General features: G+C 66.3%; 18 protein-coding genes and 1 riboswitch. Of the genes, 2 read left to right on the forward strand and 16 right to left on the reverse strand.

What is annotated here, in order from left to right; all coding sequences use genetic code 11:
- Positions 1-109 precede the first annotated feature (109 nt).
- The 5 genes from glsA (B0G38_RS20530) to B0G38_RS20550 form a co-directional block, all read right to left on the reverse strand.
- Complete coding sequence (gene glsA / locus B0G38_RS20530; protein WP_264671164.1) at positions 110-1,927, reverse strand: glutaminase A; 1,818 nt, start codon at positions 1,925-1,927, stop codon at positions 110-112.
- 66 nt (positions 1,928-1,993) lie between these two features.
- The gene (locus B0G38_RS20535) at positions 1,994-2,839 is read right to left on the reverse strand and encodes an ABC transporter permease (RefSeq protein WP_264671165.1); all 846 of its coding nucleotides are present in this window, start codon (positions 2,837-2,839) and stop codon (positions 1,994-1,996) included.
- On the reverse strand, positions 2,836-3,864 hold the full coding sequence (locus B0G38_RS20540; protein ID WP_264671166.1) for an ATP-binding cassette domain-containing protein: 1,029 nt from the start codon (positions 3,862-3,864) through the stop codon (positions 2,836-2,838). The genes B0G38_RS20535 and B0G38_RS20540 overlap by 4 nt, the downstream gene beginning before the upstream one ends.
- 175 nt (positions 3,865-4,039) lie before the next feature.
- Entirely contained in the window at positions 4,040-5,650 is a 1,611-nt protein-coding gene (locus B0G38_RS20545) for an MDR family MFS transporter (protein ID WP_413542099.1), read from the reverse strand.
- 233 nt (positions 5,651-5,883) lie between these two features.
- Complete coding sequence (locus B0G38_RS20550) at positions 5,884-6,774, reverse strand: C40 family peptidase (protein ID WP_264671167.1); 891 nt, start codon at positions 6,772-6,774, stop codon at positions 5,884-5,886.
- A gap of 4 nt (positions 6,775-6,778) precedes the next feature.
- Positions 6,779-6,954: riboswitch (cyclic di-AMP (ydaO/yuaA leader) on the reverse strand.
- Between the two features lie 224 nt (positions 6,955-7,178).
- Here B0G38_RS20550 and B0G38_RS20555 point away from each other — a divergent pair.
- On the forward strand, positions 7,179-7,544 hold the full coding sequence (locus tag B0G38_RS20555; protein ID WP_413542098.1) for a hypothetical protein: 366 nt from the start codon (positions 7,179-7,181) through the stop codon (positions 7,542-7,544).
- 21 nt (positions 7,545-7,565) lie between these two features.
- Here B0G38_RS20555 and bioD read toward each other — a convergent pair whose 3' ends face one another.
- From bioD to B0G38_RS20590, 7 genes are all read right to left on the reverse strand, one after another.
- On the reverse strand, positions 7,566-8,318 hold the full coding sequence (gene bioD / locus B0G38_RS20560) for a dethiobiotin synthase (protein ID WP_264671169.1): 753 nt from the start codon (positions 8,316-8,318) through the stop codon (positions 7,566-7,568).
- Positions 8,315-9,379, reverse strand: coding sequence for a cytochrome P450 (locus B0G38_RS20565; protein WP_264671170.1), 1,065 nt, complete (start codon positions 9,377-9,379; stop codon positions 8,315-8,317). Before B0G38_RS20565 ends, bioD begins: the two co-directional genes overlap by 4 nt.
- On the reverse strand, positions 9,376-10,605 hold the full coding sequence (locus tag B0G38_RS20570; RefSeq protein ID WP_319801275.1) for an 8-amino-7-oxononanoate synthase: 1,230 nt from the start codon (positions 10,603-10,605) through the stop codon (positions 9,376-9,378). The genes B0G38_RS20565 and B0G38_RS20570 overlap by 4 nt, the downstream gene beginning before the upstream one ends.
- Entirely contained in the window at positions 10,605-12,029 is a 1,425-nt protein-coding gene (locus B0G38_RS20575; RefSeq protein ID WP_264671171.1) for an adenosylmethionine--8-amino-7-oxononanoate transaminase, read from the reverse strand. The genes B0G38_RS20570 and B0G38_RS20575 overlap by 1 nt, the downstream gene beginning before the upstream one ends.
- Positions 12,022-13,182 (reverse strand): biotin synthase BioB, encoded by a 1,161-nt coding sequence (bioB, locus tag B0G38_RS20580; RefSeq protein ID WP_264671172.1) that lies wholly within the window; start codon positions 13,180-13,182, stop codon positions 12,022-12,024. Before bioB ends, B0G38_RS20575 begins: the two co-directional genes overlap by 8 nt.
- 159 nt (positions 13,183-13,341) lie before the next feature.
- The gene (locus tag B0G38_RS20585) at positions 13,342-14,067 is read right to left on the reverse strand and encodes a FadR/GntR family transcriptional regulator (protein ID WP_264671173.1); all 726 of its coding nucleotides are present in this window, start codon (positions 14,065-14,067) and stop codon (positions 13,342-13,344) included.
- Positions 14,068-14,142: 75 nt separating this feature from the next.
- On the reverse strand, positions 14,143-15,945 hold the full coding sequence (locus tag B0G38_RS20590; RefSeq protein ID WP_264671174.1) for an L-lactate permease: 1,803 nt from the start codon (positions 15,943-15,945) through the stop codon (positions 14,143-14,145).
- A gap of 250 nt (positions 15,946-16,195) precedes the next feature.
- Between B0G38_RS20590 and B0G38_RS20595 the strand changes: the two genes are divergently transcribed.
- On the forward strand, positions 16,196-16,756 hold the full coding sequence (locus tag B0G38_RS20595) for a TetR/AcrR family transcriptional regulator C-terminal domain-containing protein (RefSeq protein ID WP_264671175.1): 561 nt from the start codon (positions 16,196-16,198) through the stop codon (positions 16,754-16,756).
- A gap of 6 nt (positions 16,757-16,762) precedes the next feature.
- Here the strand turns inward: B0G38_RS20595 and glsA (B0G38_RS20600) are convergent, their stop codons facing one another.
- From glsA (B0G38_RS20600) to B0G38_RS20615, 4 genes are all read right to left on the reverse strand, one after another.
- Positions 16,763-18,577 carry a glutaminase A gene (gene glsA, locus B0G38_RS20600; protein WP_264671176.1) on the reverse strand — a complete coding sequence of 605 codons (1,815 nt, stop codon included), beginning with the start codon at positions 18,575-18,577 and terminating at the stop codon, positions 16,763-16,765.
- Positions 18,578-18,781: 204 nt separating this feature from the next.
- Complete coding sequence (locus B0G38_RS20605) at positions 18,782-20,452, reverse strand: BCCT family transporter (protein ID WP_264671177.1); 1,671 nt, start codon at positions 20,450-20,452, stop codon at positions 18,782-18,784.
- The gene (locus B0G38_RS20610) at positions 20,433-21,236 is read right to left on the reverse strand and encodes a creatininase (RefSeq protein WP_264671178.1); all 804 of its coding nucleotides are present in this window, start codon (positions 21,234-21,236) and stop codon (positions 20,433-20,435) included. Before B0G38_RS20610 ends, B0G38_RS20605 begins: the two co-directional genes overlap by 20 nt.
- Before the next feature lie 152 nt (positions 21,237-21,388).
- Positions 21,389-21,982, reverse strand: a 594-nt coding sequence (locus B0G38_RS20615) for a M24 family metallopeptidase (RefSeq protein WP_264671179.1), incomplete at its 5' end; no start/stop codon positions are given.

The raw sequence follows: 21,982 nt of genomic DNA on the forward strand, positions 1-21,982 counted from the left end.
GGACTGACTGTCACTATAGTGGACGGTGCCCGGCAGTCCGCAGCGTGTCCGCAAGATGCGGCAAAGCGTTATCAAGCCTCTATCTGCGCCGCGGCGCCGGCTGTGCCTGCTATGTGTCCCGGACCCGGACCGCTGATTCACGCAGGTACTGGTCCACGCGGGTGTAGGCATCGCGGGTCAGGGCACGCCACAGTTCCACAGCAAGCCGGGGGTCTTCTTCCTGCAGCTCGTCGATGGCTTCGGCGGTCAAGATCTTCACTTCAACCGGTCCTTCCGCCTTCTCCGTGGTCTCCTGCCGGTCTTCGCTGCCCAAGGCGAGTTCGCCGAAAGTCATCCCGGCGCTGAGCGTGGACAGCCTGACGCGTGCGCCGTCCGGCCCGGTGGCGATGGTGTTGACCTTGCCCGAGATGATGAAAAAGACACCGCCGAAACGCTGTCCCACCCGGCGGACGATGCCGCCGTCGTGGTAGGTGCGGGTTTGCATCCGCGACTCCAATGCGGCGATATCGTCCGGGCTCAGCGTACTCATCGCCGGCGATTCGGCCACTGGGACCCTTGCCGGCGGCGACCAGCCCGGATTGTGCAAAGCAATCAGGCGGTTTTCCGCATACTCGACGGCGGCATTGCGGGTATCGAAGCTGCGCACCTTGGCGTCCGGGGCGGCGAAGAGGTCCTTGAGGGACTCTTCCCGGTCGACCAGCACGAGTTCCTTTCCAGCGACGGCAAGATTCCGTTGCAGGCGGGGCAGCAACCGGTGCGCAACACCGCCCGCCTCGCCTACCCGGCGCAAATCCAGGATGACCAGCTCGACGGCGGAGTCCAGTCCTGCGATGGCCCGCACCGTCGATTCTGTACCGGCAAACAGCAGGTCTCCGTTCAGTTCGATCACCCGGGCGCGGTGGCCATGCTCGCGCAGTGTCAAGGCGGCGTCGTCGTCGCGGCGTATTCCCGAGGGCGAGGCAGCGATGTCGTAGGAGGCGCGGATGGCGGAACGCCCGGCCCGGGCGGAGCGGACAAAGTGCATTTCCATCTCATCCGAGAGACGCTGGCTGGTGGCGATGCCCCGTACACTGCCGCCATGTTCATCAAGCGGCGGCGAGAAGACAGCCAGCCCGGCCTGTCCGGGGAGCACAGCGATGGTGCCGCCGCCCACCCCGGACTTGGCAGGCATCCCCACGTGGCTGACCCAGTCACCGGCGTCGTCGTACATCCCCGAAGTCATCATCACTGAAAGCACGCGCTCGACCGGGCCGATGTCCATGACGTTCACGCCGGTCACGGGGTTGGTGCCACTGTTGGCGAGCGTGGCCGCCATGATGGACAGATCCCGGCAGGTGACCTGGACCGAGCATTGCCGCAGGTAATTTTCCAGGACAGCAGTGGGATTGTCTTCGATAATGTTGAAGGAGCTCAGGAGGTAGGCCAGTGCGTGGTTGCGGTCACTGTTGCGGAACTCCGCTTCAAAGATCTTTTCGCTAACAGCCAGGTCCCTGCCGGCAAAGTCGGAGTAGGCGCTGACGATGCGTTTGATTGCGGACCTGCCGCCGGAGCCCTTGACCAGTGAAGTTACTGCCAGCGCGCCCGCATTGATCATGGCGTTTGCGGGTCGGCCGGTACCGGCGGCCAGCGAAATCTCGTTGAACGGATCTCCGGACGGCTCCACATCCACTTTCTCGTCCACCGCCGCCATGCCGAGGTCCGACAGGGCGAGAGCGTAGGTGAATGGCTTGGAGATCGACTGCATGGTGAATTCCTTGCGGGAATCACCGACTTCATAGACATAGCCGTCCACGGTGGCGAGGCAGATACCGAAGTTATCCGGGTCTATCGTCGCCGAGGCAGGCCCGACACTGTAGGGGAGGCCATGCCTGAGCTGCGAGATTTCGGTATGGAGGCTGCGCAGGTAGCTCTCGATCGGAGATTCCATGGGCAACAGCCTATTGGCAATGTGGAAACCGATTGGCAGCCTCAGGCCCCGGCGTCGAACGGCGGGTCAGCGGGAACTGATGGACTCGAACTTCCGGATGGCCAGCGGCACGAAGACCAGCAGCATCACGGCGATGCCGATGAACACGGTGACGAACGGGTGCTGCAGCGTCCACGCGGTGGGCTCCGGGAATTCCGCATAGGTGTTGCCGAAGAGCTGGCGGGCCGAGGCCACCAGCGCGGAGACCGGGTTCCATTCGGCGATGACGCGCAGGATGTCCGGCATGGTGTGGATGGGCACGAAGGCGTTGGAGATGAAGGTCAACGGAAACAGGATCATGAACGAGGCGTTGTTGATGATCTCCGGGCTGCGGACGCTCATGCCCAGCAGCGCCATGACCCAGCTGAAGGAATACGAGAACAGCAGCAGCATGGCGACCCCGCCGAGGAAACCCCAGAACGACGTCGTCACCCGCCAGCCGACCGCCCAGCCCGTTGCCATCATGATCAGCATGGAGATGGAGTTGATGGCCAGGTCGCCGTTGGTGCGTCCCACCAGGACCGCGGCCGGGCTCATGGGCAGGGTGCGAAAGCGGTCAATGATCCCGTCCTTGAGGTCCTGCGCCATCGCCGCGCCGGAGAACGTGGAGCCGAAGATTACCGTTTGGGCGAAAATGCCGGCCATCAGGAACAGCGTGTAGTTGTCGATGGCCATGGCGCCGCCGTAGACCTGGCTGAAGAGCAGCACGAACATGATCGGCTGCAGGATGGTGAACACCAGGATTTCCGGCACGCGCTTGATCTTGACCAAGTTCCGGCGGGTGGCGATCCAGCCGTCCGAGACGAACTGGCCGAGGCTGCTGCCGGTGCTGGCCAGGGCCGATGTGGAGTCGGGCTGGGTGAGGGTGGTCATTTCGCGTTCTCCAGTTCCGTCTTGACGCGCTGCGAGCCGGTGCCGGTGCCCGCACCGCCGTCGTCGTCATCATCGCTTTCCGCCTTGCGGCCGGTGAGTTTGAGGAAGACATCGTCCAGCGTGGGGCGGCGCATGCCGGCGTCGTGCAGCTGGATTTTCGCCTCGCCGAGGTCCGCGAGTACGTACTGCAGCGCGCGCGGCCCGTCGGTCACCGGCACTTCCACCACGCGCCCGTCCCCGGAGACCTGGGCCTCGCCCTCGCCATGCCGGGCCAGAATGCCGACCGCTGTGCCGGCGTCCGCCTCGTCCACCAGCGTGACAACCACGCGGTGGCCGCCGATCTGCGCCTTGAGTTCATCCGCGGTGCCCTCGGCGATGACCCTGCCGCCGTCGATCACGGCAATGTCGTCCGAGAGCTGGTCCGCCTCCTCCAGGTACTGCGTGGTCAGCAGGAGGGTGGTGCCCTCGGCCACGAGATTCTTGATCACGCCCCAGAGCGCGAGCCGGCTGCGCGGATCCAGCCCGGTGGTCGGCTCGTCCAGGAACAGGATCTTGGGGTTGATCACCAGGGCTCCGGCGAGGTCGATCCGCCTGCGCATGCCGCCGGAAAACCCCTTGACCGGACGGTTGCCGGCTTCGGTCAGTTCGAACTGGTCGATCAGTTCCTGCGCCCGGCGCCGCGCCGTCTTGGCGCCGAGGTGGTAGAGCCGGCCGACCATTTCCAGGTTCTCGAAGCCGGTCAGGTTCTCATCCACTGCGGCGTACTGGCCGGCGACGCCGATGATCCGGCGCACTTCCTTCGGAGCAGCGGCGACGTCGATCCCATCGATATGGGCGGTGCCGCGGTCCGGTTTGATGAGCGTGGTCAGGACCTTAACGGCCGTGGTTTTGCCGGCACCGTTGGGCCCGAGCAGGGACTTGACCGTGCCGCGCGGGACGGAAAGATCCAGCCCGTCCAAGGCATGGACTGCGCCGGTTTTCGTCTTGTAGATCTTGGTCAGGCCGCGGGCCTCGATGATCGTCATGGTGGCATCTTAGAAAAGGCCGGGTGGGTTCGGAAAGGGAATTGAGGACAGTTCCGGTCCTCATGCCGGCCGGAATCATCGTGGTGCCGCCGTCGCACTATGTTGTGGGTCGCCGTCGTACGTCCTTGGCCCTTTCTATGGGCTCCCGGTCAGGGACGACTCCGGGGCAGACCTCTTAGCGGCCGTCGGCCAACGCGCCGGCGGACTCCGAAGGTTCCGGCGTGGGGCTGTCCGTTGCCTGAGGCTCCGTTGCCGGGTGCTCCGCTGCCTGATGGCCGGCCGCCTGGTTGTCCGCGGGTTTGCGGACAAAGAAAGCCGCCACCACGGCGAAGACCGAGATGATCGCGCCGGCCAGGAACGCGGCACGCACGCCGCCGGCCACCGCCACGTTACCCGCCGATCCGTCCGCGGCCAGAGCGGCGGACTGGATCGACATGACGGTCACGAACAAGGCCGTCCCGACGGCGCCCGCCACCTGCTGGACCGTGCCGATGATCGCGCTGCCGTGCGAGTACAGTTCCGGCTTCACCGCGCCCAGTCCCGCGGTGAACAGCGGGGTGAAGAGCAGGGCCAGGCCGATGCTCAGGACAATGTGCGCGGCCAGCAGCGTGAAGGGCGAGGTGTTCTCGGTCAGCGTGGACAGGAACCACAGCACCGCGCTGACCAGCGTTGTTCCCGGCACCAGCAGGACGGTCGGCCCGAACCTGTCGTAGAGCCGGCCGACAAACGGCGCCAGCAATCCCATGAGGAGCCCGCCGGGCAGCAGCATCAGGCCGATCTGGAACGGTTCGAGCCCAAGCACCTGCTGCATGTAAATGGGGAGCAGGATGATGGTGCCGAACAGGGCCGCCATGCTGATGACCATCAGGCCCACGGTGACCGCGAAGGTGCTGGAGCGGAAGGTGCGCAGGTCCAGCAGCGCGCGGTCCTGCCGCTGGAGCCTCAGCTGGCGCAGGATGAAGGCGGACAGGGCCACAAGGCCTACGCTGAAGGAGATCCACATCGGCAGTGCGGAAACGGCCTCGCCGGCCTCGCCGGAGCCCTGGCCGACCAGGCTCAGACCGTAGATCAGGCCGCCGAAGCCGAACGCGGAGAGCACCACGGAGAACACGTCCAGGGGCACGGGCCTGGGTTCGGTGACGTTGTCCACCCGCCGGTTGCCGATGATCAGCATGGCGACGGCGATCGGCAGCACCAGCCAGAACATCCACCGCCAGGACAAGGCGTTGAGGATGATGCCGGAGATGGTCGGACCGATGGCCGGCGCCACGGAGATGACAATCGAGACGTTGCCCATGGTCTTGCCGCGCTCGGCCGGAGCCACCAGGGTCATCAGGGTGGTCATCAGCAGCGGCATCATGATGGCCGTGCCGGTGGCCTGGACAATCCGGCCCAGCAGCAGCAGTTCGAAGCCGGGGGCGATCGCGGCGATCAGCGTGCCGGCGGAGAAGAGCGACATGGCTGCGGTGAAGACCGGCCGGGTGTTGAAGCGCTGCAGCAGGAAGCCCGTGATCGGGATGACTACCGCCATGGTCAGCATGAACGCCGTGGTCAGCCACTGGGCGGCGCGGGCGGTGATGCCCAGGTCGTCCATGAGCTCGGTCAGGGCGACGCTCATGATCGTCTCGTTGAGGATGACCACAAAGGAGGCAGCCAGCAGCAACCGGATCACCCGGTTGTTCCGGCGCGTATGGTCGGCGCCGTCGCTTCCCGGTCCGGGTACGGGCGCGGCGCCGGGATTTACGACGGCGGGTTCGGCCGGGGACTGTTGACTCACGGAAGGTATCCTCTAATGGTTTTTGTGGGGAAGCGGTGCCTGCGCGAGGCGGCGACAGCAAGACTAACCAGCATAGTAGGAGCAGTATTCCCACCGGTCCCAAAAGAGGGTACGCGGCACATAAGATTCCCCACTTAACGAGGTATGCACCGCCGGAAAATCCGACGGTGCATACCTATATATAGGAGCGCTATATATAGGAGCGCGCCTGTATAACTGTTCCGGCTGTTCGGCCGCGGGCCTTACGCGGTGAAGTAGCCGTCTACCGGCATCCAGCTGGTGGGGTGCACCTTGGTGCCCTCGCCCGGGTTCAGGGCGCTGATCATCTGGCCGCCACCGAGGTAGATGCCGATGTGGCTTCCACCGTTCTGGAGAACCAAGTCGCCCGGCTTCGGGTTGCTGGTCGGGGTCAGGGCGGCGGCCTGTGCGGTGGTGACGCGGGGCAGGTCGATGCCGTGCTGGGCGTAGACCCACTGCACGAAGCCGGAGCAGTCCCAGCCGCTGGTCGAGGTGCCGCCCCAGACGTACGGGGTGCCGACCATGGACTTGGCGGTGCCGACGATGCCCGAGGTGCTGGCCGTGCTGGCGGAGGCAAGCTCGATGTTGGCGCTTGCTGCAGCAACAGTGAAGGCTTCTTCCTGCGGTGCGGCCTGGGTGGCCGGTGCCTCGGCGGGTGCCGGGGCGGCCGGAGCAGCCTGGGCTGCCGGAGCCTGTGCGGCGCCGGAGAGCTGGATGACGTCGCCCGGGTAGATGACCGATTCCCAGCCGAGGCCGTTGGCGGCGAAGACATCGTTCAGCTCAATGCCGTGCTGCGCGGCGATATTGCCGAGGGTGTCGCCGGCCTTGACGGTGTGGGTTGCAGCGTCCGCCGAGGCGGCCGGTGCGGGCGCCGGGGCTGCGGCCGGAGCGGCAACAGTCTCAGTCTGGGCCGTTGCGGCGAAGTCGCTGGAAGATACGTCGGATGCTGCGTTGGCAGGCAAGCCGGCGCCGAGCATCAGGCCACCGGCAGCGGTGACAACTGCGGCACTGCGGCCAACGGTACCTGCGTGGGACGATACGGCCTTCGAAACTCCGCTGAACGGGTTGCTGTGGACCGGGGTTGCACGATGGCGTGCGGAATTGCTCTTGAACAAGGTTGTAGCCTCTCCCAATGCCTGCGAGGTAAGCTGTCGGGTTCGGATGGGAGTCACCCGGCCGCGTTCCACCTCGGAAAATCGCTCCGTGGTGAACTGCGGCTTAACCCCAAGGGCTCTGGAGGGAGCCCGGTAAACGTGGGTCCCCCGCCTCTGCCATCTGTCTAGCGAACGGACTCGGAACGGTGGCAGAGTTAGGCAAAGCCATTCCGAGGGGGCCGGCCCAGGAAGCGCCGACGTGGTTGCCACCCTACATAACGGATTGGTAACTCCGCAAAACGGACACGCCGCCAGTGGCAGGTTTCGGGGTGGTTTGGTGCTAGTGGACGGCCGTTGGATTGCGTTCAGGAGGTGGTGCTGTTCCGTAGTAATCTTGCCGGATGATCCGTCGAAGCTTTGCCCTCGTGTTTGTGTTGTTTTCCCTGCTCATCACGGGGTGCAGCCAAGTTGAACAGGCCGCCACCGATGCGGCCAATGAAGCCGTCTCAGGTGCCAAGGATGCGGCCAGCCAGGCCGCCTCTGATGCTGTGTCGGGAATCACATCGGCTGCTGTCGACGAAGTGCTCCAGCAGGTTTGCAAACCTGTGGCGGACGGCACGATCAGCGCGGGGGAGAAGCAACTTCTTTCCGGCCTCGTCGATGCGGCTGAACAGGCCGGCGTGCCAGCCGAAATTACGACGCCGATGGGTGACATTGCGCAGGCCGGAGACCAGGTGCCGGCCGAGTCTGTGAACGCACTGCAGGACGCCTGCGCCAACGCCACCAGCTAGCGCCAACGCCGGCTGCTGGCGCTAGCGCAGCCGGAGCCACTCCCGGGCGCCTGCCTGGAACCCGGCCGGGTGGAGGGCGGCAGCGTCCTGCGGGATGGCGCCGAGGAACGGCACGTCCAGATTCTGCAAGAACCGCAGGTTGTCCTCTTCCACCAGGTTTGGTTCCGCCGGCCACGAGCCGATGACCAAGCCGGCGGCTGTGAGATTGCGGGTTTCCAGGGCCTCCAGCGTGAGCAGGGTGTGGTTCAGTGTGCCCAGTCCGCTGCGGCAGACAACGACGACGCCGGAACTGCAGCCGCCGGAGCTGGGGTGGCCGGCACCTCCGCCATCGGAGTTCCCCACCACGGCCGCGAGGTCTGCGAGGGTGCTGCCCCCGCCGTCGAGCTCCACGAGGAGCCCGCCGGCGCCTTCCACCAGGACATGGTCCGATCCCGCAGCCAACTGCTCAATGTGCCGGACGTGCTCCGGGAGCGAAGGCAGCGCCGCCCCTTGCCGCGCGGCAGCTGCCACCGGGGCCATCGGCTCGAGCAGCCGGATGCCCTCGGATACCTTGGCTACACCGGAGAGCCGGCGCACTTCGTCCATGTCGGCCGGCTCGCCATCACCCACCCCGGTCTGTGCCGGCTTGTATACCGAAACGGTGCCCGATAAAGCAGTGGCAAGCGCCGCCGTCGTTATCGTCTTGCCGACGCCGGTGTCGGTGCCGGTGACGAAAATGACCTGCGGCAGGCCAGATAGGCCGGACGAGCCCGTCAGGTCGGATGCTTTGGTCACTTTTCCTCCTGTTCCACCGTGACGGTGAGTGGCGTTTGGAAGGACATCAGGCGCAGCCATCCCGGTTCCGGCCCTGTGAGCCGTACCGACGGCAGGGCCCGGGCCGTTTCCTCAAGCACCAGCACAGTTTCCAGCTCGGCCAGTTTGGCGCCCAGACAGCGGTGCAGACCATGGCCGAACGCCAGCGAATAGGCTGTTCCGCCGGTATCCGGGGGATGGTTGCCGCTGAGCTCGAGCAGGATTTCCGCGCCGGCGGGGAGTTCCGTGCCGCCCAATCGGGTGTCGCGGGCAACGGCGCGCCGCCAGGTATGCACGGAGGATTCGGTGGCCAGCACCTGCCGCACGAAGGATACGGCCCCGGAGCCCGCCCCGAGGTGCTGCCAACGTCCCGGTTCCTGCAGGGCGCGGTAGAACGACGTGCCGATCAACTGCGCCGTGGTTTCCTGCCCCGCGATGACCAGGAAATAGCCCAGCGAGCAGATTTCCGACGGCGTGAGCCCGGCGGCATCGAGCACGCCGAAGAGCGACGCGGTGCCGCGGCTGGCGGCCACTTCGCCGCGCAGCCAGCCGTAGAACTCCGCGGCACTCTCCGCCAGGACCGGCTGGCGGTCCTCGGTCGGCCAGCCCCAGAACAGCTCCAGCGAGTCCCTGCTCCAGCGTTTGAGGATGTCCAGGTCCGGGCAGCGGACGCCGGTCAGCTCCGCCATGATGACCGGCGGAATGTGCTTGGCCACCGCATCGGCCAGATCCACCGGCCCGTGGTGCAGCAGTTCGGTGGTCGCAGCGGTGCGTAGCCGGGTTAGCTCCCGCACCTGCGGCCCGATGGCGGCGACTTTTGCGGGGGTGAAAAAACTGGCCACCAGCTTTCGCACATCGCGGTGCTTGGTCCCGGTAGCCGACGCGAGCACCGGCGGCAGGGCGAAGCGGGCGCGGCTGAGGATACGCAGGGCGGCCGGGGCCAGGGGTACTACGGAGGTCAGCGCGTTGGTGGGCAGGAAATCCTCGGTCCGGCGCATCACCTCACGCACTTCTGCCGGATCCGAAACCACGTGGAAGCTCATCGCGCTCCTACCCTTCCGAGGTGCATGGCAGCGTCTATTCCGCCCACCGGTACAGGAGTCCCTGCCTCCAATGCGGCCACCATGCCGGCCACCAGCCCGGCGGCATGCCATACCTGTTCCGGTGCCAGGTCCGCGCGGGCAGTCAGCCGCAGCCGCGAGATGCCGTCCGGCACACTCGGCGGCCGGAAGCATCCGACCAGGACCCCGGCTTCTTCGAGCCGGACGGCGAGTTGCGCGGCGTCTTCCGCCCGGCCCACGGGAACCGACTGCACGGCGCCGGCGGCCTGCTCGATTCCGCACACATGGGCAATGATGGCCGCATTGCCGAGCACGGCCTGTGCCAGCGATGGGTCGGCGGCGATGATCCGGCAGGCCTCGGCCGCAGCGGCGGCTGCGGCCGGGGCCAGCCCGGTATCGAAAATGAAACTGCGGGCAGTATTGACCAGATGCGCGCGCAGTGCGGCCGGACCGAGAGCCGCGCCGCCCTGTGCGCCGAGCGCCTTGGACAACGTCGCCGTGAGCACCACGTGCTCCGCGCCGGCCAGCCCGGCCGCGTGGACGGCGCCGCGGCCGCCGCCGGCAACGCCGATTCCGTGCGCCTCGTCCACCACCAGCAGGGTGTCGTGTTTGGCGCAGATCCGCGCAGTTTCTCTCAGGTCCGCCGCATCGCCGAGCACCGAGTAAATCGATTCAACAACGACGACGGCGCGCGGCTGGCTTCGGCTGGCCAGCAACCGGTCCAGCGCCGCGAGATCGCCATGGGTAAACACCTCCACGGGGGAGCGGGAGAGCCGGGCGCCGTCGATCAGTGAGGCGTGGCAGTGTTCATCCCGGACGATCAGCGTTCCTGGACCGCCGAGCGCCGTGAGGATGCCGAGGTTTGCCGCGTAGCCGCTGGAGAACGCCAGGGCGGCGGGTTGGCCGGTCAGCCGGCAGAGTTCTGCTTCGAGTTCCGCGTGCACCGGCTGCGTCCCGGTGACCACCCGGGAAGCGCGGGCGCCCGTGCCGAAGCGCCCGATGGCGTCGATGGCGGCGGCCTGTAGCCGGGGATCGATGGACAGGCCCAGATAATCGTTGGAGGCCAGATCCAGCAGCGTGTCCCGCGCGGCCGAGTCACCGGCGGCCGCGTTCCGGACGGTGGTGTTCCGTGCCGTTGTGTTCCGCACAGTTCCGCGCCGGGCACGCACGGTGGACTGCTCCCTGAGCCACTGCTGCATGGCGCCCATCAGCCGTGCACCCGGGCGACGGCGGCGGTGATCCCGGCGCAGATGGCGGCGATATCCTCCGCCGAGGAGATATAGGGCGGCATGGTGTAGATCAGGTCGCGGAACGGCCGCACCCACACACCGTGCTCCAGCGCGGCGCGGGTGATGGTGGGAATGTCCACCGGACGGTCCAGTTGCACCACCCCGACGGCGCCCAGCACGCGGACATCGCGGACCGATTCCAGGCCGGCAGTCGGTGCCAGTGCGGCGGACAAGCTCTGCTGGACGTGCTGCACCTGCTTCTGCCAGTCCGCGGATTCCAGCAGGTCCAGGGACGCGGTGGCCACCGCACAGGCCAGCGGGTTGGCCATGAAGGTTGGCCCGTGCAGCAGGGCACGGAACTCCGAGGCCGTGATGGCGGCAGCCACCTCGCCGGAGCAGAGCAGCGCGGCGAGCGTCAGGTAGCCGCCGGTCAGTGCCTTGCCCACGCACATCACATCCGGCGCGAGGTCGGCCCATTCGGAGGCGAACAGCCGGCCCGTGCGGCCGAAGCCGGTGGCGATCTCGTCGAAAATCAGCAGCAGTCCGTGCTCGTCCGCCACCCGGCGCAGGGCGCGCAGGCACTCCGGGGCGTAGCTGTACATTCCGCCCGCGCCTTGCAGCACCGGCTCCACGATGATACCGGCCAGCTCGCCGGCATGCCGCGCTGCCGTCTCTTCCAGCTCGGCGATCCAGCCGGATACCTCGGACGCATCGGCGACCAGTTCGCCGTCGTTGTTCAGCTTCGCCGCAGGCGGCCGCGGCAGGAAGTGCTGCTGAGCGACGAGGCCGGGGAACGCTGCGTGCATCCCGTCTACCGGATCGCACACACTCATCGCCGCGAACGTGTCGCCGTGGTAGCCCCCGCGCAGGGCCAGGAACTGCTGGCGGCCGGGCCGGCCCACGGCTGCCTGGTACTGCACCGCCAATTTCAGGGCCACCTCCACCGAGACCGAGCCGGAGTCCGCGAAAAACACATGCTCCAGCGGATCCGGCGCCAGCTCCACCAGTTGCTCGGCGAGCCGGACGGCAGGCTCGTGGGTGAGGCCGCCGAACATCACATGGCTGAATTGCTCCGTCTGCCGGCGGACGGCCTCGTCCAGGACCGGGTGCCGGTACCCATGGATGGCTGACCACCAGGAACTCATCGCGTCCACAGCCTCGAAGCGCTCGCCGTCCGCGGCCTGAAGCTGGAGCCGGACTCCGGACGCTCCGGTGACGGCGTAGGGATCCGCCCCGTCCAGCGGGGCGTAGGGATGCCAGAGCAGGCCGCGGTCGCGGGCGATGAGCGACGGCGCAGCGGAGGCTGTCTTGTCCAGAGTTCGTGCAGCGGCGGCTGTTCCGACCGGAAACTCGAGCGGGCTGCCCGGCGTGGCGGTTGCGGTGGCCTGGGCAGTCTCAGACATTGGGGGCGAGTTCCGTACCGGCGCCGCGGCGCCGGATGGTGACCTGGCCTGCGGAAGCCGGGGCCCCGCCGTCGTTGTTTGCCTGCGGAGTGCCTGACGCAGCGGACCCAGGGGACACAGCACCGGAAACAGCGGACCCGGTGCATTCGGTGGACCCTGTGGAAGAATCCGGGCCGGCGCCCAGGACCACGAAGCCGTTGTCGGCGATCATGTCCAGATCGGCCTTGGCCTCCTGGCCTTCGCTGGTGAGGTAGTCGCCGAGGAACAGCGAGTTGGCCACCTGCAGGGCCAGCGGCTGCAGCGAACGCAGGTGCATTTCGCGGCCACCTGCCATGCGGAGCTCGGTGGCCGGGCAAGCGAAGCGGATCATCGTTAGGATGCGCAAGCAGTGCGCGGGCGTCAGCAGCCAAGTGCCTTCCAGCGGTGTGCCCTCGAACGGCATCAGGAAGTTGACCGGGATCGAATCGCTGTCCAGCTCGCGCAGCGCGAAGACCGCGTCGATCAGCTCGTCGTCGGTTTCGCCCATGCCCACGATCAGGCCCGAGCAGGGGGAGAGCCCGGCGTCCTTGGCGTGCTCAACGGTGCGCACGCGGTCGGAGTATTCGTGGGTGGTGCAGATGTCCGCGTAGTTCGATTCGCTGGTGTTCAGGTTGTGGTTGTAGGCGTCGACGCCGGCGTCCTTGAGCTTGGAGGCCTGGCCGTCCTTGAGGATGCCGAGGCAGGCGCAGACCTCCACCTGCGGGTGCTCGTCCTTGAGCCCCTCCACCATGGAAGCCACCCGGTCGACATCCCGGTCGGTGGGGCCCTTGCCACTGGCCACCAGGCAGACGCGGGAGGCGCCGGCGCGGATTCCGGTGGCGGCTTGCTGCACGGCTTCCTCGGGCTTGAGCCAGGTGTACTTGAGGATTTGCGCGGCGGAACCGAGGCGCTGGGAGCAGTAGGTGCAGTCCTCGGGGCAGAGGCCTGATTTGAGGTTCACCAGGTAGTTGACCTTGACGGTGTTGGCGAAGTGCGCGCGGCGCAGCCGGCCCGCGGCCGCCACCACGTCGAGAAGCTGATCGTCGGTGGAGTGCAGGACGGCGAGGGCTTCCTCGCGGGTCAGGGTGCCGCCGGCCAGTTGCCGGTCGGCCAGGTCTTGAAAGTAATTGAACACCGTTCAAGTGTGTTGAGGCGCGCAGGTTCTGTCAACAAAGATTGAACAGTGTTCAAGATTGTGACGTCCGCTTGGCGGGCGCCGTTCATGACTTGCTGCCCACAGACGTGCGGCACCACTCACAGGGACCTGTGGGTCCCTGAATCGACGGATGGTGCTTTAGCGCTGGGTTTCGGCGTAGAACCATTCGATGTGCTCGCGGAGCAGCTGGGAAGCGTGCTTGCCCTCGCCTGCCGACACCGCAGCCAGGATGCCGTGATGTTGGCCGCGGAGTACATCGGCGACCGGTTCCCACGCCTCGTCGCTGCGGATCGACTCCGCAACGTAGTCGCTGATGGACAGGCGCAGTGATTCCATCATCGCCTCGATGACCGCATTGCCGGCGAGCGAGGAAAGCAGGACATGGAAGCGGGCATCGAGCGAATGGAAGTCCGCGCGGGCTACCTTCGGGTCGTCCATCAATTCCAGCAGTCCCGCGGCCTCGTCAAGCTTGGCCCGGGTTGCCTCGTTCTCCGGATCGATGGTGGCGGCCTCGGCGGCTCCGGTCTCGAGCAGGATACGCGTCTGCACGATCTCGCTGACAGTCAACTGGCGGGTTGCCACATGCAGTCGCAGTGCGGCGGCCAGTCCGGAGGCGGGCTGGGACACGATGATCGCGCCTGCGTTGGGGCCGGAGCCGGTGGAAGTGCGTACCACTCCGAGCACGTCCAGGATACGGATGGCGTCGCGTACGGATGCCCGGGAGAGCCCGTGTTTTTCGGCCAGTGTCCGTTCGCCGGGCAGCTGATCGCCGAGTTTGAGTGCCCCGGAGCGCAGTTCCGCCTCAATACTTTGGAGCACCGCCTCGTAGGCGCGCGGTGCGGTTTTAGCTATCTTGCTGGTCACTGCTTCATCTTCGCATGCGCAGGCGGCCGGGCACGCCTTGGCAGGGCGTGCCCGGCCGCCGGTGGAGGCAGCGTCCTAAGGCAGCATCCAGCCCAGGACCGGTGTCGACTGCAGGTAGACGACGATGCAGAGGACCAGCAACATGCCCACGCTCCAGCCGACGACCTTGCGCAGAATGAGGGACTCCTGCCCGTCGAGCCGGACAGCGGTGGCGGCGATGGCCAGGTTCTGGGGGCTGATCAGCTTGCCGACCACACCGCCGGAAGTATTGGCGGCCACGAGCAGGTTGGGATCTATCCCCGCTTTCAGCCCGGCGGTCTGCTGCAGCTTGGCGAACAGGGCGTTGGCCGAGGTGTCGGAACCGGTCACAGCGGTGCCGATCCAGCCCAGAATCGGAGAGAGGAAAGCGAAGAACGCCCCGGTGCCCGCCAGCCAGGTGCCGATGGACACGGTCTGCCCGGACAAGTTCATCACGTAGGCCAGCGCGAGCACGGTGAGGATGGTCAAAGCGGCCCAGCGCATGCGGTGGATCGTGCGCGGGATTTCGGCCAGCGCCGTGCCCACCCGGAGCGGGTAGCGGCCGGCCCCGTCGAAGCGTGAATAGACGACGGCGACGAGCAGTCCGGCAATGAGCAGCAGCGTGCCCGGGTTGGACAGCCAGGTGAACTTGTAGATGGTTGATGACACCGGGTCGCCGGCGGCGTCGACTATGTTCCCGTACAGCAGCGGCCATGGCATCGCGATGTCGGTGGAGGCCAACCACGCCGGGATGTCCACGCCGAAGGTCCAGAGTTTGGCTACACCGAAGACCACGATGACGAGGAAGTACGGAAAGAGCGCGAGCCAGGTGCGGACCGGGGTCAGCCGTTCGGCGGCAGAGTCCGTCCCTGGCACGCCGGAACCGCCACCCTGTACGTCGGAACCGCCACCGTGCACGTCGGAACCGCTACCCTGCACGGCGTGGCCAGCGACCGGTACACCGCTGCCAGCGACGGGGACACGACTCGCGCCGACCGGAACCTCCGCGCAGATGCGTTCACGGGCAGCCGTCCTGCCGCGCGGTTCCCAGACACGGAGGAACGCCACCGCCGCACCCATGGCGACCAGCGCGGCCACCACGTCGGTGAGTTCGTAGGAGAAGTAGTTCGAGCAAAGGAACTGGGCGAGGCCGAACGAGAAACCGATGACCAGGGCCGCAGGCCAGCAGTCCTTGAGCCCCCGCTTCCCGTCCAGGATCAGCAACAGGATCAGGGGAACGACGAACGCCAGCAGCGGGGCCTGCCGGCCGACTACCGCGCCGATGTGGTCGGCATCCAGCCCGGTCAGTCCGGCGGCGGTGGTGATCGGGATCGCCACCGCTCCGAAGGCGACGGGAGCGGTATTGGCGACCAGCACGGCGGCAGCGGCGCGCAGCGGAGCCATGCCCAGCGCGAGCAGCATCGTGGCGGTGATCGCCACGGGTGCCCCGAACCCGGCGAGCGCCTCGAGCAGACCACCGAAGCAGAAGGCGATGAGGATGGACTGCAGCCGCACGTCGCCGCGGCCGATCACATCGAATACCCGCCGCAGGTCTTCGAAGCGGCCGCTGATGACCGTAACTTGGTACAGCCACACGGCCATGACCACGATCCAGACGACGGGGAACGCGCCGAAGACCGCTCCGAGCCCACCGGACATTAAGGCCAGGCCCGCGGGCATCTGGAAGACCAGTATGGCGACCAGCAGCGCCACGAGCAGGGACACCAGCCCGGCCACGTGCGACTTCGTCTTGACGACGGCGAGCAGCACGAAGAAGGTCAGCAGCGGTAGCAGCGAGACTATGGCCGAAAGCGCGACGCTGCCGGCTAGCGGATCAGTGGTAGGGGTAAATGTCTCCACAGGTTTTCCTTCGCATTGTGGGGCACGAGACCGGGCGGTTGGTCGGACCACTATGGTCCGACCACGAAAGCATAACGCATTCCCGTGGATTTTGTGAGGGGTATCACGAAGATGGGACTGACCTGCGGCGTTGGACGCGAAGCGTGGCGCAAGGACAGTAACGGGGGAGCGGCCGCGCCGGTTAGCGGCCGTTACGGCATGATGGAACAGGACGATGTTTTGACCTCGGCGCACGGATCAGGAGCAATGGATGAGCCTCACCCGCCGGCAGATTGTGGATGCAGCCATGGACATCCTGCGCCATTATGGCCTCGGCGACCTGTCCATGCGGCGGCTTGCCCGCGATCTGGGGGTCCAGCCCGGCGCCCTGTATTGGCACGTGAAGAACAAGCAGGACCTGCTGGGCGTGCTGGCCGAACAGATTTTGGCCCAGGTGGACGCGGATACCGTTGACTCCGCAGCCACGGACGGCGACCCGGTCCGCCGGTTGGCCGCGGACATCCGCACCGCGCTGCTGGCCGTACGGGACGGTGCCGACGTGGTGTCGCTGGCGCATGCGCTGAATCCGGAGGCGCTTCCGGCGATCGCCACCCTGCGCACGCTTCTGCAAGATGCCGGCCTGACCGACCAGCAGACGCGCTGGGGCGCCCGCACGCTGACCCATTTCATTCTCGGCGCCGTAGCGGAGGAGCAGACCCACGCTGATCTTTCCGCGGCCGGATTGTTGCCGGAAAACGTCCGCCAGGATAACGACGACGAGGCCTTCCTTTTCGGCGTGGACGCGGTCCTTGCCGGGCTGCGGGCCCGCTAGGAGCAGTCAGTCCCGGATGCGGACGGCGGTCTCGCGCAGGTACTGGTCTACCCTGATGTAGGCATCGCGGGTCAGCGCCTTCCATAACTCCAGCGCCAGCCGCGGGGTGTCCTCTTCGAGCGCGAGGATTTCGTCGGCGCTGAGCACCATCAGCTCCACCGGGCCCACGGCCTTGACCGTGGTTTCCTGCCGGTTCTCGCTGCCCAGGGCCAGTTCGCCGAAGGTCATGCCGGCGGAGAGGGTACTGAGTTTGACCCGCGTTCCGTTCGGCCCCGGCACGGACGTGGTGATCTTGCCCGAGACAATGAAGAACACGCCGCCGAACCGCTGCCCCACGCGGCGGATCACGTCGCCGTCGTCGTACACTTTGGGCGCCATCCGCTGCTCGAGCGCCGCGGCGTCCTCATCGCTGAGGGAGCTGAGCGCGGGGCTGTCCGACGGCCGCACCGCATCCGGCAGCTCGAGGTCGCCGCCGTACCTGGCGATGAGCTGGTTCTCGGACCACTCCACCGCGGCGCTGCGGGTGGTGAAGGTCGGGACCTCGCCGTCGACCTCCATGAAGGACGCCGCCAGCGTGCCTTCGCCGTCGATCAGCACCAGCTGGCGCCCGGCCTCGGTGAGCTGCTCGCGGACGTCGGCGAGCATGCGCAGTGCCACCGCGGCCACCTCGTCCACGCGGCGCAGGTCCAGAATGACGTGTTCGACGTCGTCGCTCAAGGCGCTGAGTTCGCGCACCACGGATTCGGAGCCGGCAAAGAGCAGGTCCCCGTTCAGCTCGATGACCATGGCGCGGTGGCCGTGCTCGCGCAGTACGTCCGCGGCCTCGTCGGTGCGGCGGATGCCGGAGGGGGAGTCCGTGATGTCGTAGCCGGCGCGGATGGCGGACTTGCCGGTGCGGCCGGCCCGGACAAAGTGCAGTTCCATGTCGTCCGAGAGTCGCTGGCAGGTTTCGATTCCGCGCACGCTGGTGCCGTGCGCGTCCAGCGGCGGCGAGTACACCGCCAGTCCCACCTGGCCCGGCAGCACGGCCAGGATCCCGCCGGCCACGCCGGACTTGGCCGGCATGCCCACCGAGCTCATCCACGCCCCGGCGTCGTCGTACATCCCGCAGGTGGTCATGACCGACAGCACGCGCTCCACCTCGCCGATCCCGAGCAGGTCCTCGCCGGTCAGGGGGTTGGTGCCGCTGTTGGCCAGCGTGGCCGCCATGATGGACAAATCGCGGCAGTTGACCAGCACCGAGCACTGCCGGAAGTAGTCCTCCACAACCGGGTCCGGGTCGGTTTCGATGATGTTGAACGAGCGCAGCAGGTAGGCCAGCGCCTTGTTCCGGTGCCCGTGGGCCAGCTCCGATTTGTACACGCGCTCGCTGACGGCAAGGTCCCGCCCGGCGAAGTCGGAGAACATGTTCAGGATCCGGCGGGAACGCGAGTACGGTCCGGCGCTTTTGACTAACGACGTCGCGGCCAGCGCCCCGGCGTTGATCATCGCGTTCGAGGGCCGGCCGCTGCCCTCGGCCAGGGAAATCTCGTTGTAGGCGTCGCCGGAGGGTTCGACGTCGATTTTCTCGTCCACTGCCGCCATGCCGCGGTCCAACAGCGCCAGCCCGTAGGTGAACGGTTTGGAGATGGACTGGATGGTGAACTCTTCGCGCGTATCGCCGATTTCATAGACGTAGCCGTCCACCGTGGCCAGGCAGATGCCGTAGTTGTCCGGGTCCACGTCCGCCAGCGCCGGAATGTAGCTGGCGGGTTCGCCGTCCTTAATGCGCGCGATCTCGGCGTGGATGTGCGCCAGGTAGCGCTGGATAGGGGAGTCCATACCGCCAGCCTATGTGCCCAAGCCGCTATTCCCCGATATCGCCAGCCGCGATCCAGGTTCCGCTCGGTGCGCCGGTGGCCGCGCTTCTTCAGCTGCCCTGACTCCGGCCCCGGCAGCAAGAGGGGCTGCCGCGTGATGCGGCAGCCCCTCAAGGTGTGTCAGTGTCGGCCGGTCAGGCGGCCGACAGTTCAGTCGGCTATTCCGCTATTTAACCGGCTGCTCTTCAATTGGTTGCGCCTCAATTGGCTGCTTCGCTGCGGCTGCCTGAACCTGCGCGCTTTCACCCCTTCGTAACCGCTTCACGAAATTGACCACCATGATGATGATGACAAAGGCGAAGGGGAACGCGCCGATGATCGTGCCGGTTTGAACGGTATCGATCACGGAGGTGCCGCCCAAGGTCAGCAGCGCCACGGTAATGGCCACGATGCTCGCCACCAGTACCACCCGGAAGAGCTTGCTCGGCGTCCGACCCGAGGAGACGAACTCTGCCAGGGCATGCACGCCTGAATCCAGGGAGGTGATGTAGTACGTTGCCACGAGGATGGTCGCCACGACCAGCAGGATGGTGCCGACAGCGGGGATGTACTCGAGCATCACGAACAGCCCCTGCGAGGTGTCCTGGGCAACCGCGTCCGCGATGGTCCCCTGGTTCGCGTTGTCGTAGTACAGTGCGGCTCCGCCGATGACGCCGATCCAGATCATCACGATCAGGGACGGAACAACGGTGACGCCAAGGACGAATTCCCCGATGGTCCGGCCCCGCGAGATGCGGGCGATGAAAGCTCCCACAAACGGGGAGAACGCGATGACCCAGCACCAGATGAAGACCGTCCACCAACCGTTCCAACTGTCCTGCCAGGAGCCGATGCCTTCGGCCGCGATGCCTGAATCCGTCCAGAGGCTCATCGCCAGGAAGTTCTGGAAAAATGCGCCGAAGGTCTGCGACAAGGTGGACGCCAGGTAGATGATCGGACCGAACGCGAACACGGCGACCAGGAGCACGATGCTCAGCACCGAGTTGATCTCGCTGATCCGCTTCATGCCCTTGCTGATGCCGAAGAAAACCGACCCTGCCGTGAGGGCACCCAGGGCTACGATGATCGCAATCCACAGCGGGGCACTGGCATGGATGCCGGTGATGGCGCTGATGCCGGAGGTGAACTGCAGCGTGGCGAACCCAAACGAGGTAGAGAGGCCGAGCACGGTGGCGAGGATCGCGAGCAACTCGATGACCATGCCGGCGCCGCGGCGGGACTTGCGCGGGAAGATATCGACGACGGCGTCGCGGAACGTGAGCTTCTTGCCCAGGTTGTGGTGCGAGTAGGCCAGGCAGATCGCCACAATGCCGTACATCGCCCAGGCCGTCAGGCCCCAGTGGAAGTAGGACCATGCCATCGCCCCGTCCAATGGGCTGGCAGAACCGGCCGGGAACAGCGGATTCTCGTCTTTGAGCATGATGGGCTCGGCAACGGACCAGAAGATCAGTCCAATGCCTTGGCCGCAAGCGAAGAGCATGGAGTACCAGGCGAACTTGCCATACTGGGGCTTGGCATCCGGTCCGCCAAGGCGGATGTGGCGGAACCTGCCGAATGCCAGCCAGCCGCAGACGCCCAGCGCCAGCGCGGAGAAGGCGACGAAGAACCACGTGAAGTATTCGGTGACAAAGGTCCGTGCTGCACCGATGGCGGTGGCAGTTCCATCCGGAACGGCCACGGCGAACGTGAGAATCGAAACCACCAGGACGATGGCGGCGACCTTGATGACAAGGTCGTCGACGCGCCGCTTCTTCTCTTCCTGAGGCTCTGAGGGATTCAGGTCAACGTGCTTTACCGCCGGCACTGCCGGCCTCGTCTCATTTTTGGTCAACGTCATTGTCGATCCCATCCAGGAATTCAGTATCAAGGGCGGCCGACATGGCGACGGTCGCCCGCTTGAGCAGGATTTCGCCCTTCCCGGCAGTGGCTTGGGCGGCGGATGACAGGCATCCTGACGCCGGCGTCAGTTCCGGACGCACAGGCAGGACATCGTAGTTCGGCAGCACCGCCGGCGGCAAATCTTCGACCTTGTCCATCTCCACCTTCTCCGGGTACAGGTGGAGCATCAGCGATGTTTCGAGGACTCCGCCGTGTTCCAGGTCCCACCCGGTGAACCCGTCGGGGTACAGTTCCGCAATCGTCGCTTCGTCAACAAAGTCCCAGTAGGAAAGCAACATGACCTTCACATCGTTGATCCCGGCCCGCTGCAGTTCCGTGACGGCCAGGTCAACACCTTCATACAGGAACTGGTAGTTCTCGAAATGGCCGTTGATGAAAGCGATTTTCCGCACGCCGTGCCGGGCAAATTCGAGGGTCAGCGTCCGGGCAATGGAAATGACGGTGGACGCATCCAGGCTGGTGGTACCGGGGATGTGGTTTCCGCCGCCTGAACGCTGCTGGGACTTGTAGCCATAGGTGATGGGGGCAGCGACCAGTCCGCCCACGGCTTCGGCTACGTTGCCTGCCATGGCGCGGGAGAGCAGGACGTCCACGTTGAGCGGCATGTGCGGTCCATGCTGTTCGATGGAGCCCACAGGGACGAGGACGGCCGCCTTGCCGTCCGAAATCTTTTCGCGGTAGGTGAAGGAGTCCAACTCCTCCATATAAACACTGTTGCGCATCGTCTCTCCGATTCTTTGCAAGCTGACAGGATGCCCCACCCCGTAAACGTGGCTGCCCGCGTGGAATACACGCGGGCAGCCACGTCCAGCGGGACGAGCAACTGGGTGCGACGAGGCGGTGCCGGTCCCGGACCGGCACCGCCCGAGGCAGGTTAGGCGTCGATGATGTTGTTTTCGGGGCCGAAGCCGAACTTGGTGATGTTCTCGACGCCGCCGTCGTCGCCGATGACCAGGATGTCGTGCTCGCGGTAGCCGCCAGCACCCGGCTCGCCATCAAGGATGGTGACCATCGGTTCCATGGAGACGACCATGCCGGGCTCCAGGACCGTGTCGATGTCCTCGCGCAGCTCCAGGCCGGCCTCGCGGCCGTAGTAGTGCGAGAGCACTCCGAAGGAGTGGCCGTAGCCGAAGGTGCGGTTGGGCAGCAGGCCGTGGCCGATGAAGATCTCGTTGAGCTCGGCGGCGATGTCCTTGCAGACCGCTCCGGGCTTGATGAGCTCCAGGCCGCGCTTGTGCACCTCGACGTTGGCGTTCCATACCTGCAGCGAGCGCTCGTCCGGCTCTCCGAGGAACAGGGTGCGCTCCAGGGCGGTGTAGTAGCCGGAGGTCATCGGGAAGCAGTTCAGCGAGAGGATGTCCCCACGCTGCAGCTTGCGGGTGGTGGCCCAGTTGTGCGCGCCGTCGGTGTTGATGCCGGACTGGAACCAGACCCAGGTGTCGCGGACTTCCTGTTCGGGGAAGGTGCG

The organism is Crystallibacter permensis (assembly GCF_025960875.1).
Taxonomy (GTDB): domain Bacteria; phylum Actinomycetota; class Actinomycetes; order Actinomycetales; family Micrococcaceae; genus Crystallibacter; species Crystallibacter permensis.